Origin of the sequence: Chitinophaga eiseniae, from assembly GCF_012641265.1 — a bacterium.
In the GTDB taxonomy this organism is placed as follows: domain Bacteria; phylum Bacteroidota; class Bacteroidia; order Chitinophagales; family Chitinophagaceae; genus Chitinophaga; species Chitinophaga eiseniae_A.
Genome location: NZ_JABAHZ010000003.1, coordinates 364,019 through 380,753, shown reverse-complemented (window position 1 = coordinate 380,753; position 16,735 = coordinate 364,019). Strand labels below are relative to the sequence as shown.

Genomic DNA, 16,735 nt, shown 5'->3' with positions numbered 1-16,735 from the left:
TTGTTTTTTCTATTATTTCAGCTCCAGTTCACAGAGTACGGGCCGGTGATCGGAAGCCACGGTTTCTTCGATAATACGTGCTGCCACCACGGTCCATTTGTGTTTGGGGGCTGTCATGATATAATCTATTTTGATCTTCGGCGTATCCGATGGGAAGGTCGGTCCCATCTGGGTGGTAGCGTCGGAAAATACTTCTTTGAGTACAGCTATCTCCTTAGCAGCAGGGATCGCATTGAAATCGCCCGCCATGATCACAGGAGTAGCAGTTTCTTTGAAGTAGGTGGCCAGCGCATTGGCTTGTGCAATACGATCGGTGGCACGCTTTCCTGCATCGAGGTGGGTGGTGACGAAGCTCAGGGTGCTGTCGTTGCCGGGTAATTTCACGGTAACAATGCCGGCTGCCCGGGGCTCATTGCCTTTGGTGGAAGGTAATGGCAGGGTAGTGCTACTGTTGATGGGATACCGGGAAAGGATACCGGTGCCATATCCGCCGCCATCGAAGTCCATCGCTTTCACGAAATAGGTATACATGCCCGTGATGGATGCCAGCTCCTTGAGCTGATCTGACTGGTGGGTACGGCCGGTAACACTGTCTACTTCCTGTAGTGCCACCAGGTCGGGATTGGTGGCCAGTATTACGTTGGCGATGCCCTGTACGTCCAGTACCTGCTTCATGTTTTCTGCATGATGAATGTTATAGGTCAATACCTTTACTTTTTGTACCTGTGCAAAAAGTGTCAAGGTGGTAAAACATACCAGGGTACTCAGCAGCATTTTTTTCATAGCATTGTTATTTAAAGGCTTCCTTTACTGGTTTGCCCGTCCATACCTGCGGTGTTTTTAAACCGAAGATCCAGGCGAGCGTAGCCGCAGTGTCATAGGTCATTACACTGCTTTTAATTTCTTTATTTTTAGCGATGCCGGGTCCGCGGATAATCCAGGGAATCTGCATTTCTTGCATAGTTTTACCACCATGTCCTTTGTTGATACCACCATGATCTGCGGTGAGCAGGATGATAGTATTATCCCACATGCCGGCATCTTTCACCGCCTGTAATATTTGTCCCAACAGCACATCGTTTTTGTGTACCTGGTCAAAGTAAGGCTGAATATTGTGCCCGATATTATGCCCGGTGCCATCAGGTTCATCGAAGTGGATGAACAGGAAGTCCGGCTTCTTTTCTTTAATATAAGCAATAGAGGCGGCTGTAGCCAGGCTATCGTTATCATGACAGGCCAGTTCCTTATTCACGGCTGCTTTTGGGAAGAGATACCCGATTCCGCTCCAGCTATATATGACACCGATTTCTGATTGGGGTTTTTGTTCCCGCAGCAGGGTGTAGATAGAGGGGAACATCCCATACTGGTCGAGTTCCCGGGAGGGCAGTTCCGGTTTTTTGCTATCCCATTCGGTGTAGCCGTGTAATTCGGGGCCAGCGCCCATCACCATGGAAGCCCAGTTCACCGCACTGGAAGAAGGTAGTACACTGCGGGCCTGAAGCGTCCATGCGCCATCCTGCATCATTTGTTTCATGTTGGGGTTGTCGACCTTGGGAAAACAGTATGCCCCAAAGCCATCCATGCCAATCAGGATGACATGTTTTACCCCTTTGATTTGGGCTTGCGCAAAAAATCCGCCAAGCAACAAGCCCGTTGCAATGATTAGTCTTTTCATTTCGTTGTTCACTTTTTGTGGTCAGCCCGTGACTGCCAGCTTATAATTAATAAATAAGGGTTTCAGATACAACCAGCTAAAAACAGGATAGTCAGCTAAACAATGAGGGCTAAGATAATAATGTTTTCTCGCCAATTTCACGGATTAGTGCGACTTCTTTTTCCTGGGTGACAGAGATACCGTATTCGGGAACGCCGGGAATGCCGCCCATGCTTACATTGGGATTTCTGTACACCATTTTACTTTCTTCGTAAGCTTTGGCAGTGGTGTGGAATTCGGTAATGCCAGTGGTTTGGATGAGTTGTGCAATATTGGTAGCGCGTACGCCAGAACCGGCCATGATGGCGATGCGGTCGTTGGCGCGTTCCAGCAGGTCTTTGAGGAGAGCGGCGCCTTCTACTGCTGTATTGCGGGCGCCGGAGGTGAGGATACGTTCGCAGCCAATGGAGATAATATCTTCCAGTGCTTCAAACGGGTTGTCGGTCATGTCGAATGCGCGGTGAAAGGTAACGCCCATGGGCCATGCGAGTTGAGTGAGTATGCGGCATCTTTCCTGGTCTACCCGGCCATTGGGTAGCAGGATGCCGATCACTACGCCATTACAGCCCAGTTGTTTGCATAGCTCAATATCTTTTTTCATGACTTCAAACTCCAGGTCGGAGTAGAGGAAGTCGCCGCCACGTGGGCGTATAATCGGGTAGAGATCTATTTTTACTTTTTCCCTGGCCAGTGCAATGGTTGCATAGCTGGGTGTGGTGCCGCCTTCCAGCAGGTTGTCGCAGAGTTCTATGCGGTTAGCACCTCCTTCTACGGCAGCGATGCAGCTTGCAAGGGATGCGGCGCATATTTCGAGGGTAAAAGCCATATGATTGTTTTTAGGAGATAGCCATCAGCCGCTACCAGCGGCTGATGGCCCGTAATGAATTGCTAGAAGTAATGTTTACCATCAATTAAAATATTGCTGGTGTCGCTGGTGCAAGCGGCGTAGTTGAATCCTTTTTGCAGGCAATAGGCGCCGTGTTCGCCTTTTTTATTGAGGGCGAGGAAGCCCACCTGGATTTCTTTTGCTTTGGAAGGGCTTCTTTTCACAATACGTTCTACTGCTTCCTTGCAGGCTTTTTCCGGTGGATAACCCTGGCGCATCAGTTCCACGACCAGGTGGCTGCCTACAATTTTAATCACTTCTTCCCCCACACCGGTGCTGGTAGCAGCGCCTACTTCATTATCCACATAGAGGCCGGCGCCGATGATAGGAGAATCTCCCAGGCGGCCGTGTAATTTGAAGGCCATACCGCTGGTGGTGCAGGCGCCGGAGAGATTGCCTTCGGCGTCCATGGCTACCATGCCAATGGTATCGTGGTTATACACATTCCCTGGCAGCATCAGCGGATTGAATGCGGTAGCGCCGTTGGTGGGTGTGTATGATTTGTTTTCTATATTGATAACCGGTTTATATTCCGATGTTTTGAGCCATTCCTTCCATGCTTTTTCAGATTCCGGCGTGAGCAGGTTTTCTTTCTGAAAGCCGTTGGCCAGTGCAAACTGCAGGGCGCCATCGCCTACGAGCATTACATGTGGCGTTCTTTCCATCACCATGCGGGCTACGGAAATGGCGTGGGTAACATGTTCGAGGGCGCCTACGGAGCCGCAGTTGCCGTGTTCGTCCATGATACAGGCATCGAGGGTAACGCGGCCATCGCGGTCGGGATAGCCGGAATAGCCTACGGTGTGGTTATTGGGATCGGCTTCGGGTACTCTAACCCCTGCTTCCACGGCGTCGAGGGCGCGTCCTCCTTTTTTCAGGATTTCCCAGGCAGCGGCGTTGGCGGCACGTCCAAAATCCCAGGTGGATACCACGATGGGCTTTCCCTTTACGATTTTATTTTTCCCCTGTGAACGTGCAGGCGTTCCCGTTACTCCATCCAAAGAGAAAACAGCGGCGCCAAGGGCCGCTGTTTTCAGGAATGATCTTCTATCTTTCATAAAAAGCATTTTATATGCGTTTAGCTTGCAACACCGTGGCGGCAGCTAGTCTTTCATCTCCCATGCCAGTGCGCTGGCGCCCAGGATAGCTGCGTCGCTTTCTCTCAGTTCAGAGAACAGCAATTTAACTTTATTCTGGAATATGGGGAGCAGGTTCTTTTCCATATGTTCCCGCACAGGTTTCATGATCAGGTCGCCCGCTTTGGTAAGACCGCCGAAAAGTACGATGGCTTCGGGGCTGGAGAACATCACGAAGTTGGCGAGGGCTTCACCCAGTATTTTACCGGTGAACTCGTATACTTCCATGGCCAGCGGATCGCCTTTCATGGCAGCTTCATAGATGAGCTTGGAATTGATTTCCTCTTTGGTATGTTCGCGCATCAGGCTGGGAGTGTCCGGGCGGGTAGCCAGGAACTCGATGGCGGTGTTGGTAACACCGGTAGCGGAAGCGTAGGCTTCCAGCGAGCCGTGTGCGCCGGTACCCGGATGGTAGCGGCCTCCTGGAAGCACGATACAGTGACCCAGTTCCCCGGCAAAACCATCATGACCATAAATCAGCTGTCCGTTGGCAACGATACCACTGCCTACGCCGGTACCCAGCGTGATCACGATAAAGTCTTTCATGCCCCTCGCAGCGCCATAAATCAGTTCTCCCAGGGCAGCGGCATTAGCGTCGTTGGTGAGTACGGTAGGCAGGCCAAATTTCTGTTCCAGCAAACTGGCTAAAGGAACTACCCCTTTCCAGCGCAGGTTTGGCGCATATTCAATATTACCGGTATAGTAGTTGCCATTGGGGGCGCCTACGCCGATACCTTTTATATTTTCAATACCTCCCACCTGCTCAATCAGCGTAGCCAGGTGTCCGTGTAATTCATCGAGAAAGCAAGATACTTCTTCATGCTGGTTGGTCAACATACGACCATCACATAAAATATTTCCCCTGCGATCTACAATTCCAAATTTGGTGTTAGTGCCTCCAATATCAATGCCCACCGCTAACTGCTGACTCATAATCAATTCCTTGAGATTTTAAAATGGTTTTAACTCTAAATGCGAAGAACGCGAGATAAGCAAAGCACAGCGCCGGGATCATGTAAGAGGCGTGAATACCAATGCTTGAAATATCTGCCAGACCACCCTGTACCGGAGGTACCAGTGATCCACCAAGAATCATCATTACCAGGAAGGCAGAGCCCTGACCTGTATATTTACCCAGACCTGCGATAGACAGGGCGAAGATGCTGGGCCACATCACGGAGCAGAATAATCCGCCACTGATGAAGGCGAAAGTAGCCAGCTGACCGGAAGTGAATAAACCGATAAGGATAGAGGCCACACCCAGCAGACCGAAGACCATCAGGGTTTTGGCAGGTTTATCCTGTCCTGCGAAGAAGCCGATAATCTGTACTACGATACAGATAGCATAGGGGAATAATACCGTGATGTCGTTGCCTTTAATGCTGTTGGCGCCAAGAATTACGCCGTATGCCACAAACGGAACGATTACACACAATATGTTACGTACGGTTTTGGAAACATTGAACACGCTGATGGCGCCGGTCCAGCGGCCAATCATCATACTGCCCCAGAACAGGGAAACGTAAGGATCCAGTTCTGATTCTGCCAATCCTTTTTCCGTGAGGAAGCCCGGATGTTTCAGCAAGGCGCCGAGGTTACTGGCAATGGTTACTTCTACCCCTACATAAATGAAGATGGCCAGCATACCCAGGATCAGCTGAGGGTATTTCATGGCGCCCCAGCCTTCACTGTTATTGGCAGACGATATTTTAGTGTAGAACAGGATACCGATGATACCTATGATGCCGGCGATGAAGAGCGGCAGTTCAAATTTCAGTACCAATCCCATGAGGATCAGGATGAACATGAAGGTGATACCCAGTAGCGATTTAGTAGCTTTAGGCGAAGACTCAAACGCTTCAGTGTCCTGGCTTTCCGGCATCTTCACAAAAGCAAAGATGGCTGCGGCAATCAGGAACAGGGCTATCAGCAGGAAGTATAAGGTGTTGATCTTGCTGATATCTGTACTTACGTCTCCTCCTTTAATGTTGCCGAAGAGCAGCATGCTCACGATAATGGGCCCGATAGTAGTACCGAATGAGTTGATACCACCTGCGAGGTTCAGACGGTGTGCACCTTTGGCGGGATCGCCGAGCAGGATGGCAAATGGGTTGGCAGCTGTTTGCTGCAGGGAAAATCCTAAAGCCACAATAAACAGGGCCATGAGGATCAGGGCAAAATAACCGAAAGTAACTGTTTGTTTATAGTCTGTATCCAGTACAGTAATCACCTTTTCCAGGTTGGCTTTGGTGAAGGTAGCCTTATACTGGTGATGCTCATCGTCTTTGGCAAAGCCTCCGGAAACTGCGGAAGCCAGCTGGGTGTTAGAAGTATACTTTTCCGCTGATTCGTTGTTGCTGATCAGCAGGGCGTAAGTGCCGGCCTCTTTCTCGCGGCGGATTTTCACCTGGTGGTCAGAAGTCTGTAACTGTTGATCTACCTGGAAACCGTTGATGTCTGCGATGGTTTCCTTAATGGGAACAATCTTTTCTTTGTTGACACATGGAATCATAATCACTGATCCCAGTACAGAGATCAATAAACCGTAGATAATACCTTTTTTATACCCGATCTTATTCAGGATATCTACTTTTCTCGCCGTAGATGCCAGGTACAGGATCAGGGAGCCGATAAAGTAGGCGCTGTAAAAAGAGAAGTCGATCAGTTGAGACTCCAGTTGGGTAAGGTTAAAGTGCGATTTGCAAAAAGGGATAAAGATACTGTTGGACGCAGCCAGAAATCCCCAGAAAAAGAAAACCAGAATAAGCACAAAGAACGAAGGATGAGTGCTTTGTGCGGTTTGTTTTGATTGCTGAGTCATAAACGTGTTAAGTTACAGTGAAATTTTGCCGGATAAATGTATAATTATTTTTTTAAAATTTTTTAAAAAGTAAAATAATTCTTGCAATTTACTATTCAGGTAAAACGTTTTAGCAAAAATATTTGCGAAATATACAAGAAATATAGGAGAAGTTTGACTATGTTCGCGCTTATCAAAAAAAATAATTCAGACAGATTATGTCCAACCAAACAGTAACAATGAACGTACCTTCCAAGCAGGCCGGGTATGCGCAATCAATGGCCATCATCGGCATATTGTTCTTCGTATTCGGGTTTGTTACCTGGCTCAATGGCACCCTGATCCAGTTTTTCCAGATAGTGTGTGAGTTGAATGTATCGCAGGCGCTCCTGGTAACCATGGCCTTTTACATGGCCTATTTCTTCCTCTCTATCCCTTCTTCCATGATCCTGAATAAAACAGGGTTTAAGAACGGGATGGCTTTAGGACTCCTGATTATAGCCATCGGGTCGCTGGTGTTTATCCCTGCTGCCAATGCCCGTAGTTTTGGTATGTTCCTGACCGGGTTATTTATCCAGGGAGCCGGATTATCTTTACTGCAAACCGCTTCCAACCCTTACGCCAGTATCATCGGACCTAAAGAAAGTGCGGCCAAACGTATCAGTATTCTGGGTATCTGTAATAAAAGCGCTGGTGCATTAGCGCCATTGATCCTCAGTTCTATCGTATTAAAAGGAGCTGAAAAACTGGAAGCTGATATCAAAGCAGCTGTAGATGCGGCGCAGAAAAATGCCCTACTGGATAGCCTGGCTTCCCGCGTTATCGGGCCATACGTAGCTATCGCCATCGTATTAACCATCCTGGCTTTCCTGCTCAAACGTTCTTCCTTACCTGAAATTGATACCAATACAGAAGATGAATCCACTGCAGCCGCTACTACCGGCAAAACCAGCGTATTCCAGTTTCCGCAGCTGGTACTGGGTGTGCTTTGCATCTTTGTATATGTAGGGGTGGAAGTAATGGCCGGTGACGTAATTGGTCAATATGGTAAATCACTGGGTATGAGTGTCGACGATACTAAATACTTCACCACCTTTACCCTGGTAGCTATGCTGGTAGGGTATGTGATCGGTATCGCTACTATTCCGAAATACCTCAGCGGTAAAAAAGGATTACAGATTTCCGCCATCCTTGGCGTACTGTTTACCACTGCTGCTTATTTTACCACCGGTTTTTCCGCGGTAACCTTTATCGCTTTGCTGGGTCTGGCCAACGCCCTGATGTGGCCTGCCATCTTCCCCATGGCGATCGATGGCCTGGGCCGCTTTACCAAAATCGGTTCCGCCCTGCTGATCATGGGTATCGCCGGTGGTGGTGTGATCCCCCAGATCTACAGCGGCATGTTCGATCAACACAGCATGTTCAGTTTCCTGTACAGCGCCAGCATCGACTTCAGACACGCCTTCCTGTACTGCATGGTACCCTGCTATATCTACATTCTCTTCTATGCATTAGTAGGAGATAAGATTGGAAAATAGAGCCGAAGGCTCAAAACATAAAGCTATTGAGGCGAATGACCCTGGCGGATATTAAAATCCCCTGGTCATTCGCCTCAATAGTTTTTTGCTTTTTTTTCTGAATCATTATTTATATTTTTAGGTGTAAATTTTACGTTTAATATTTTTTGAATGATACAGAACACCAGGGAGCAGTTTATCCACTTATTTGAAAAAGAGCCGTTAATGGTTGTTTCCCCAGGAAGAATCAATCTGATAGGAGAGCATACTGATTACAATGATGGTTTTGTTTTACCAGCAGCTATCGACAAGAAAATAGTCTACGCTATTGCGCTCAATAATACCCGGCAATGTAATGCCCATGCGGTATTCATGAATGAAACCGTATCATTTTCGCTGGATGATGTAAAGCCTACGCCGGGATGGATTAACTATCTCATGGGCGTAGTATTCCAATTACAGGAACGTGGATTACCCGTACAGGGATTTGACTGCGTGGTAGCAGGCGATATCCCGGTTGGAGCGGGCATGTCTTCCTCCGCTGCGGTGGAAGGTGGCCTGGTAGCCGCGCTGGACCACCTGTTTGGTTATGAGCTGGGAAGGATGGATATGGCGCTCATCGGTCAGAAGGCAGAACATACCTTTCCTGGTGTGAAATGTGGTATCATGGACCAGTTTGCCAACCTGCACGGTAAAAAGAACCAGGTAATGCGCCTGGACTGTCGCAGCCTTTCCTTTGAATATTTCCCGTTTAACTTCCCTGATTATAAAATTGTACTGTGTAACTCTATGGTACATCACTCCCTGGCGTCTTCAGAATACAACGTTCGCCGCCAGCAATGCGAGGAGGGTGTAAAAGCTATACAGGCAGGCCACCCGGACGTAAAATCCCTGCGGGATGCCACCATGGCTATGCTCAACGAGGTACAGGGGCAATTGCCGCCTAAAGTATACGATCGCTGTGCCTATGTGATTGCTGAAATACAGCGGGTACAGGATGCCACTACCTTATTGAAACAGGGCGACCTGCAGCAGTTTGGTACGCTGATGTACGCTACCCACGAAGGACTGAGCAAATTATACGAAGTAAGCTGCCCGGAACTCGACTTCCTGGTATCGCTCGCAAAGAAAAGAAAAGAAGTAGCCGGCGCGCGTGTAATGGGTGGAGGCTTTGGCGGTTGTACCATCAATCTGGTAAAAGCCGACCAGGTGGATGATTTCGTGGCCTATGTGCAATCAGCTTACGAAACGCAATATGGCAAAACACCGGAGGTATATGTGACCACTATTGAAGATGGCGTGAAGGTAGGAGCTGCCGTGGCAGCAGAAGCCTAAACATAAGATAATATAAAACGAAAGCAGCGAATGAACCTGGTTCATTCGCTGCTTTCGTTTTATGTGGTATATGTTTTTAGTACTGATCGTCCAGTGCAAAAATCGGCGTTCTGTTCATCCAGCGACCACGGGTGAAGTCAGGAATGAATTGTACGCTGCCGCTTTCTGCCACAGATTGTTCGCTCAATGGCGTGATGGCGTACCAGGTAGCCATGTCGTATACGTCCAGTGGATATGGCGCACCGCGTTTTACACATTCCAGGAAGGAGTTGAGTACAAACCAGTCCATACCACCGTGACCAGCGCCTGCTGCGTCGTTGGCATATTTCTTCCACAGCGGGTGGTCGTATTTGCCAAAGTAGCTTTCAGCATCTTTGAAATCGCCGGTTTTTTCCCATTCGTCGTATTTACTTTTTTTCTCAACGTAAACAGACTGCTGGTCGTCCATCCACAGGCCATTGGTACCCTGTACGCGGAAGTTCAGGGAGTAAGGGCGCGGGGAGTTGGTGTCGTGCGATAACATGATGGTTTCGCCATTGTTGGTTTTAATCAGGGTAGATACGATATCGCCCAGTTTAAACTCTACTTTGGCATTAGGATGATTTTCGCCACCATTGTCAACAATGTATTTATGTAAGCCGCGTGATTTGGTAGCTACGGAAGTGAGCGACAGCAAACGGTTACCGCGGTTAATATTGATCATGTTGTTGATTGGACCCAGACCATGGGAAGGGTACAGGTCACCGTTGCGGTGTACAGAGTGGTTAGTTCTCCATTTAGCTTCAGACAGGCCTTTTTCGCCGAATTCTACACCACCGCCATAATATTGCTTGCCGTTGTTGAATTTCACGCCGCGTAAGTCGTGCTGGTAGCCGCCCTGCAGGTGGATCAGTTCACCGAATAAACCCTGGCGTACCATGTTCAGTACGGCCATTACGTCTCTGCGGTAGCATACGTTTTCCATACCAAATACAGGGATACCGGTTTGTTCGCTGGTATTTACCAGTTCCCAGCATTCCTGGATATCAGAGGCGCCACATACTTCCACAGCAGGTGTTTTACCGGCTTTCATAGCGGCAATAGCCATGATAGAGTGCCATTCCCAGGGGGTAGCAATCACCACTGCATCGATATCATCGCGTTTTAGCAGGTTGCGGAAATCTTCCGGACCGTTGGTGTATTCTGCTACTTTCTTTTTAGTGCCGTAGGCTTTTTCGATCATGGCTTTTGCCTTCGGAACAGTGAATGCAGTATCCGGATCTGCGAAAGCAATTACTTCCGCATCTTCACGGTGAAGGAAGAAATTCAGGTGGCCCAGTCCGCGTGCGCCCACGCCAATAACACCGATTCTTACTTTGGGTTTCTTCTCATTGGCAAATAATTTGGCTGAAGAGCCGAGCATAGAGAGACCTACGCCTGCAGCTACTGTGTTCTTCAGAAAGCTTCTGCGATGCAGTGGTTGTTTAATCATTGTTCAAAGTTTATCAGCGTATACATTAATACGTTAAGGAGGGACTAAATTTATAAAAATTGCTTTATCTATACTATCCCTACCCACAATATTCTTACATTTTTGTGATAAACGGTAGGACTGGTGGAAAAAGCGCCAGGCCTCCATATCATGCGAAGGTGAAAATTGAATTATGAATAGGGAATTTGGGATTGGATCTGTAAAATTATCTGGTATATCTTCGCTTTCATCCGTAATCTGAAATTTACTGCTGTTAATGAAGAAAAAGACGTTACTCCTTGCAGGTTTGCTGGGCTTTAATATCGCAATGGCCCAGGAGATCAAACCCTATGGCAGCTTGCCGTCGAAAGCGCAGGTGGCCTGGAATGACATGGAATATTACATGTTCATACATTTTGGTCCCAATACCTTCACCAATAAAGAGTGGGGACATGGAGATGAAGACCCGAAAGTATTTAATCCCACTCACCTGGATGCCCGTCAATGGGCACGTACCGCCAAACTGGCTGGTATGAAAGGGATTGTAATTACGGCCAAACACCATGATGGCTTTTGCTTGTGGCCCAGCAAGTACAGCACGCATACCGTACGGGAAAGCGCCTGGAAAGATGGAAAAGGGGATGTGCTGGCGGAGCTTTCAGCTGCTTGTAAAGAATACGGGTTGAAGTTCGGTGTATACCTTTCTCCCTGGGATCGTAATCACCCCGAATATGGCACTGCTACTTACAACCAGGTATTTGCCAATACCCTCAACGAAGTGTTATCCGGCTACGGCCCTGTGTTTGAGCAATGGTTCGATGGCGCCAATGGGGGCAATATCAAACAACCATATGATTGGAACCTTTTTCACAGCGTAGTATATAAGAATCAGCCCAATGCCGTTATTTTCAGCGATGTAGGTCCTGGTTGCCGCTGGGTAGGTAACGAAAATGGTATTGCCGGCACTACCAACTGGAGCACGCTCCATGTAAAGGGCTTTACGCCCGGTGCCGGAGGCCCTCCTACCAAATCGCTGAACGAAGGTAATGAGGACGGCGAACAATGGATCCCTGCCGAATGCGATGTGTCTATCCGCCCAGGATGGTTCTATAGTCCGGATACCAACGATAAAGTAAAGTCAATATCCCACCTGCTGGATATCTATTATGGTTCCGTGGGCCGCAATGGTAACCTGATCCTCAATGTGCCGGTAGACCGGGAAGGGCTCATTCATCCAAACGATTCTACCCGGTTGATGGAGCTGCGCCGCGTGCTGGATGCTACCTTCAAAAACAACCTGGCAAAACAGGCCATGGTGACTGCCACCCATACGCGGAGCAATAACGCGGCGGTGAAAGTAGCCCACCTCAACGATGGAACTAACAGTACCTATTGGGCTACCAGTGATGATGCCACTACTGCTGCAATTACCCTGACCTATAAAAAGCCGGTTACTTTTAACCGTGTAGTGCTGCAGGAATACATTGCGCTGGGACAGCGGGTAAAGGCCTTTAGTGTAGAAATACTGGAAAATGGGAAGATGAAGGAAGTGGCGAGGGAAACCACTATTGGCCATAAACGCATATTACTGTTACCGGATTATACCACCACGCAGGTGCGTATCAATATCCTGGATGCCAAGGCAGCGCCGGTGATCAGCGAAGTGCAGCTGTATAAGGCGCCTGGCGTGCTGGCTACTCCGGAGATCAGCCGGGATAAAGCAGGGCATATTAATATTACCTGTGCGTCGGCTGATCCGGTGATCCACTTTACCACCGATGGCAGCATGCCTGGGGTGAAGTCGCCCGTATTTGACAAAAATACCCAATTATCCTTGCCGAAGGGAGGTACTGTAAAAGCGAAGGCGTTGCTGAAGAATGGTAATGCCAGCGACCTGGCTACCGCTGCTTTTGATGTGGCGCCTGCCAAATGGCAGGTAATACAGGCCGATGCAGCAGCAAAGGACCATGAAGCGGGAGCTGCGATAGATGGTAACAAGGCTACCATATATCTGACGGATCGCCAGGCGACGGCCAAATATCCGCATGAGTTCCAGGTAGACCTGGGTGAAACCCTTTCCCTGAAAGGATTTACCTATACACCAGCTACGGGCGAATCCCTGGGCGGTATAGTATATGGATATGAATTTTACACCAGCGCCGATGGTAAAAACTGGGGTAAGCCAGTGGCCAGCGGGCAGTTTGCCAATATTAAAAATAGTCCTGTGCAGCAAAATGTGCCTTTCAAGGCTACAGCAGCCCGCTATATCCGTTTTGTGGCGGTAGCGCCGGCAGACGCCGCGCAGGATTGGGCCGGAATTGCCGAACTGGGAGTGATTACCCGGTAAGGAGCCCGGTACCCATATATTTAGTGAGTATGAAAAAAGAGATGGGCGAAGACAGGAGCGGGTTATGCCGTGCTTGTCTTCGCCCATCTCTTTCATATTCAACGTAAAAAATGATAATATATAAGACTTGCTTTTGCGTGTCACCCGGACACCAGGGAGGTGGTTTGTTAAAATTCCTGCTTCGGCAAAAAAAATTCGACTATTTAAAAAGATATTGTTATAACTTTGCCGATAATCTAAACTAAAGACAATATTTATAACAATTTAACGCTGAACTGAAGTTGGAAAAAACCGCAACTCATACCAACATCTCTGCATATCATCCCGCTTTAAACAAAGGGGTATATTCTGTTGGGTTCAATGTCTTTAGATTCCTTTCCCGACGACCTAGAATTTGATAGCGCTTGTCTAACATATTGGCCGCTATCGCACCGTGATTCCCCAATCCTCCGGTGAGCCTTCCAGTAATGGAATTTCAATGTAGTTTATTGATTCACGATTTCAATTTAAAAAGTTGGAAAATCAACATATCATCGTTAGGGTAGCCACTCCTGACGATATTCACTATTCAAATACCATCACCGACGAGATGGAATCATCTGCCAAAGCAAGAGGAACAGGTATTGCAAAACGTTCCCCTGCTTATGTAGAGCTGAAAATGCAGGAAGGTAAAGCCGTGATTGCTGTTACGGACAAAGGTGACTGGGTGGGTTTCTGCTATATAGAAGCCTGGGGACATGAGAAATTCGTGGCCAACTCCGGTCTTATTGTAAACCCCGCTTTCAGGGGCCATGGCGTAGCTAAATCGATTAAAAAGAAAATATTTGAACTGTCCAGGGAGAAATATCCTGAGGCTAAAATCTTTGGATTAACGACTGGGTTGGCAGTAATGAAAATCAACTCAGAGCTGGGCTATGAGCCGGTAACGTATTCTGAGCTGACCGATGATGAGGAGTTCTGGAAAGGATGCCGCAGTTGTGTGAATTTCGATATCCTCACCAGCAAGCAGCGGAAGAATTGTCTCTGCACAGCCATGTTATACGATCCGCTGGAAAAGCTGAAGGAAGCAGAAGAAAAGGCAATGGCGGAAAAAGCGGCCGCCGAAGCTACCCCTGCTACGCCACAGCTGTCTGTCAACGCCAGCGGGCACATGCACCACGAACGCCGCCGTCGCAGATTTAAAGGAAATATAAGATTGTATGAGCGATGGTTGCGTTTTAAAAGATTTGTTTTGCTCAACAGCAAAAAAGAAGGTGGCGCCACCGGATCTAAAAAGAAATTTTTCCTGTTCTGATTACAGGTATGTAAATATTGTTATCTGGAATTATAAAAAAAGATGTCATAATGAAAAAAGTAGTACTGGGATTTAGCGGAGGACTTGATACTTCCTATTGCGTAAAATATCTGACCCAAGAGAAAGGATATGAAGTGCATTCAGTGATCGTTAACACTGGCGGTTTTTCTGAAGAAGAGCTGCAGGAAATTGAAAAGCGCGCTTACAACCTGGGCGTTAAAAGTCATAAAACTGTTAATGCGATACGTTCTTATTATGACGGCGTAATCAAATATCTCATCTTTGGTAACGTACTGAAGAACAATACTTATCCACTGAGCGTAAGCGCAGAGCGTATGAGCCAGGCACTGGCCATCGCGGAATATGTGAAGGAAGTAGGTGCCGACGCAGTCGCGCACGGTAGCACCGGTGCTGGTAACGACCAGGTACGTTTCGACATGGTATTTCATATCATGATCCCCGGTGTGGAAATCATCACCCCGATCCGCGACATGAGGCTGAGCCGCGAAGAAGAAATCAGCTACCTGAAGTCCAAAGGAGTAGACATGAACTTCGAGAAAGCCATGTACTCCATCAACAAAGGTATGTGGGGAACTTCCGTAGGAGGTAAAGAAACCCTGACTTCCAATGGTATGCTGCCGGAAGCCGCCTGGCCTACCCAGCTTACCAAACAAGGCGAAGAACAAGTAAAATTAACTTTTGAAAAAGGAGAGCTCAAAGCAGTGAACGATCAGCAATTCGGTCACCCTTCTGAAGCCATTCAATATTTACAAACCCTCGCGGGTCCGTTTGCCATTGGCCGCGATATCCACGTAGGTGATACCATCATCGGTATCAAAGGCCGCGTAGGCTTTGAAGCTGCTGCACCAATGGTGATCATCAAAGCGCACCACGCCCTGGAAAAACATGTACTCACCAAATGGCAGCTGAGCTGGAAAGACCAACTGGCACAGTTCTACGGCAACTACATGCATGAAGGCCAGATCATGGACCCGGTAATGCGCGACATTGAAGCCTTCCTGCAAAACACCCAGGAAAATGTAACCGGTGAAGTATTCGTTACCCTGATGCCTTACCGCTTCCAGGTAACCGGTATCAACTCTCCGTACGACCTGATGAGCAGCAAGTTTGGTAAATATGGTGAAATGAACAGCGGCTGGAGCGGAGAAGATGTAAGAGGGTTCAGCAAAATTTTCGGTAACCAGACCATGATCTGGCACCAGGTTAAAAATTCTATCTAAATCAGCAGGTAATGGCAAACGATAAAAAAATAAAAGTAGGTATCATCGGTGGCGCAGGATATACAGGCGGTGAGATGATCCGGCTTTTATTGAACCACCCGGATGTAACCATTTCGTATGTACATAGCCGTAGCAATGCAGGTAACCCGCTATACGCTGTACATGCCGATCTGCTGGGGGAAACAGAACAATTATTTACCGGCGAACTAAGCAACGATATTGATGTAATGTTCCTCTGCCTGGGCCATGGCGAATCTAAGAAATTCGTGGAGGCAACAGATATAGCAGACCATGTGAAAATAATTGACCTCAGCCAGGATTTTCGTTTAGGCGAAACCGTGAAAGGACGGACTTTTGTATATGGACTGCCGGAAATGCAGCGCGACTTAATTAAAACCGCGCAGAACATTGCCAATCCCGGTTGCTTCGCCACCGGCATCCAGCTCGGACTGCTGCCACTGGCTAAAGCAGGGCTGCTGACAGCAGTACATACCACCGGCATTACCGGTTCTACCGGCGCGGGACAAAGCCTCCAGTCCACTTCTCATTTTACCTGGAGAGCCAATAACATTTCTACTTATAAAGTGCTGAGCCACCAACATCTGAAAGAAATACGACGAAGCCTGCAGCTCTTGCAGCCGGGCTTCGATGGTGAAGTTAATTTTGTGCCGGTACGGGGCGATTTCCCAAGAGGTATCTGGGTAACATCGTACCTGCACACCGACTTAACACTGGAGGCCGCTGTAAAGCTGTATAAAGATTTTTACGCCGGTCATCCGTTTACCCATGTAAGCGAAAAACAGATAGACCTGAAGCAGGTAGTGAACACCAACAAATGCTTAATTCAACTGGAAAAAGTGGGCGATAAACTGGTGATCCACTCCATTGAAGATAACCTGCTGAAAGGCGCTTCCGGCCAGGCCGTACAAAACATGAACCTGGTATGCGGACTGGATGAAACGGCGGGACTGAAACTGAAGTCCATCGTATTCTAAATGTTTTACCATTTTAATTT

13 protein-coding genes are annotated in these 16,735 nt (G+C 48.0%); 6 read left to right on the top strand and 7 right to left on the bottom strand.

Annotated elements, in window-relative coordinates; all coding sequences use genetic code 11:
- Positions 1-12 precede the first annotated feature (12 nt).
- The 6 genes from HGH91_RS15370 to HGH91_RS15345 all read right to left on the bottom strand — a co-directional run bounded on the left by HGH91_RS15370 (position 13) and on the right by HGH91_RS15345 (position 6,557).
- Positions 13-783: an endonuclease/exonuclease/phosphatase family protein gene (locus HGH91_RS15370; protein WP_168739565.1), complete on the bottom strand. Its 771-nt coding sequence runs from the start codon at positions 781-783 to the stop codon at positions 13-15.
- A 7-nt stretch (positions 784-790) separates the two neighbouring features.
- The gene (locus HGH91_RS15365; RefSeq protein WP_211092312.1) at positions 791-1,675 is read right to left on the bottom strand and encodes an alkaline phosphatase; all 885 of its coding nucleotides are present in this window, start codon (positions 1,673-1,675) and stop codon (positions 791-793) included.
- A 109-nt stretch (positions 1,676-1,784) separates the two neighbouring features.
- Positions 1,785-2,540: a copper homeostasis protein CutC gene (locus HGH91_RS15360; RefSeq protein ID WP_168739563.1), complete on the bottom strand. Its 756-nt coding sequence runs from the start codon at positions 2,538-2,540 to the stop codon at positions 1,785-1,787.
- Positions 2,541-2,602: 62 nt separating this feature from the next.
- The gene (locus HGH91_RS15355) at positions 2,603-3,658 is read right to left on the bottom strand and encodes a N(4)-(beta-N-acetylglucosaminyl)-L-asparaginase (protein ID WP_168739562.1); all 1,056 of its coding nucleotides are present in this window, start codon (positions 3,656-3,658) and stop codon (positions 2,603-2,605) included.
- A gap of 45 nt (positions 3,659-3,703) precedes the next feature.
- Positions 3,704-4,669: an ROK family protein gene (locus tag HGH91_RS15350; RefSeq protein WP_145671520.1), complete on the bottom strand. Its 966-nt coding sequence runs from the start codon at positions 4,667-4,669 to the stop codon at positions 3,704-3,706.
- Entirely contained in the window at positions 4,641-6,557 is a 1,917-nt protein-coding gene (locus HGH91_RS15345) for an MFS transporter (protein WP_211092311.1), read from the bottom strand. The genes HGH91_RS15350 and HGH91_RS15345 overlap by 29 nt, the downstream gene beginning before the upstream one ends.
- Positions 6,558-6,754: 197 nt before the next feature.
- Here HGH91_RS15345 and HGH91_RS15335 point away from each other — a divergent pair, with 197 nt between their 5' ends.
- Together HGH91_RS15335 and galK are read left to right on the top strand one after the other, a co-directional pair.
- Positions 6,755-8,074, top strand: a complete 1,320-nt coding sequence (locus tag HGH91_RS15335; RefSeq protein WP_145671519.1) for a sugar MFS transporter — start codon at positions 6,755-6,757, stop codon at positions 8,072-8,074.
- A gap of 150 nt (positions 8,075-8,224) precedes the next feature.
- Entirely contained in the window at positions 8,225-9,388 is a 1,164-nt protein-coding gene (gene galK / locus HGH91_RS15330) for a galactokinase (RefSeq protein WP_168739561.1), read from the top strand.
- A gap of 76 nt (positions 9,389-9,464) precedes the next feature.
- Here galK and HGH91_RS15325 read toward each other — a convergent pair whose 3' ends face one another.
- Positions 9,465-10,859, bottom strand: a complete 1,395-nt coding sequence (locus HGH91_RS15325; protein ID WP_211092310.1) for a Gfo/Idh/MocA family protein — start codon at positions 10,857-10,859, stop codon at positions 9,465-9,467.
- Positions 10,860-11,115: 256 nt separating this feature from the next.
- Between HGH91_RS15325 and HGH91_RS15320 the strand changes: the two genes are divergently transcribed.
- The 4 genes from HGH91_RS15320 to argC all read left to right on the top strand — a co-directional run bounded on the left by HGH91_RS15320 (position 11,116) and on the right by argC (position 16,715).
- Positions 11,116-13,185, top strand: coding sequence for an alpha-L-fucosidase (locus HGH91_RS15320; protein WP_168739560.1), 2,070 nt, complete (start codon positions 11,116-11,118; stop codon positions 13,183-13,185).
- A gap of 514 nt (positions 13,186-13,699) precedes the next feature.
- The gene (locus tag HGH91_RS15315; protein ID WP_168739559.1) at positions 13,700-14,479 is read left to right on the top strand and encodes a GNAT family N-acetyltransferase; all 780 of its coding nucleotides are present in this window, start codon (positions 13,700-13,702) and stop codon (positions 14,477-14,479) included.
- 50 nt (positions 14,480-14,529) lie between these two features.
- On the top strand, positions 14,530-15,720 hold the full coding sequence (gene argG, locus HGH91_RS15310) for an argininosuccinate synthase (RefSeq protein WP_211092309.1): 1,191 nt from the start codon (positions 14,530-14,532) through the stop codon (positions 15,718-15,720).
- A gap of 11 nt (positions 15,721-15,731) precedes the next feature.
- Positions 15,732-16,715 (top strand): N-acetyl-gamma-glutamyl-phosphate reductase, encoded by a 984-nt coding sequence (gene argC / locus HGH91_RS15305; RefSeq protein WP_168739557.1) that lies wholly within the window; start codon positions 15,732-15,734, stop codon positions 16,713-16,715.
- Positions 16,716-16,735: the final 20 nt, after the last annotated feature.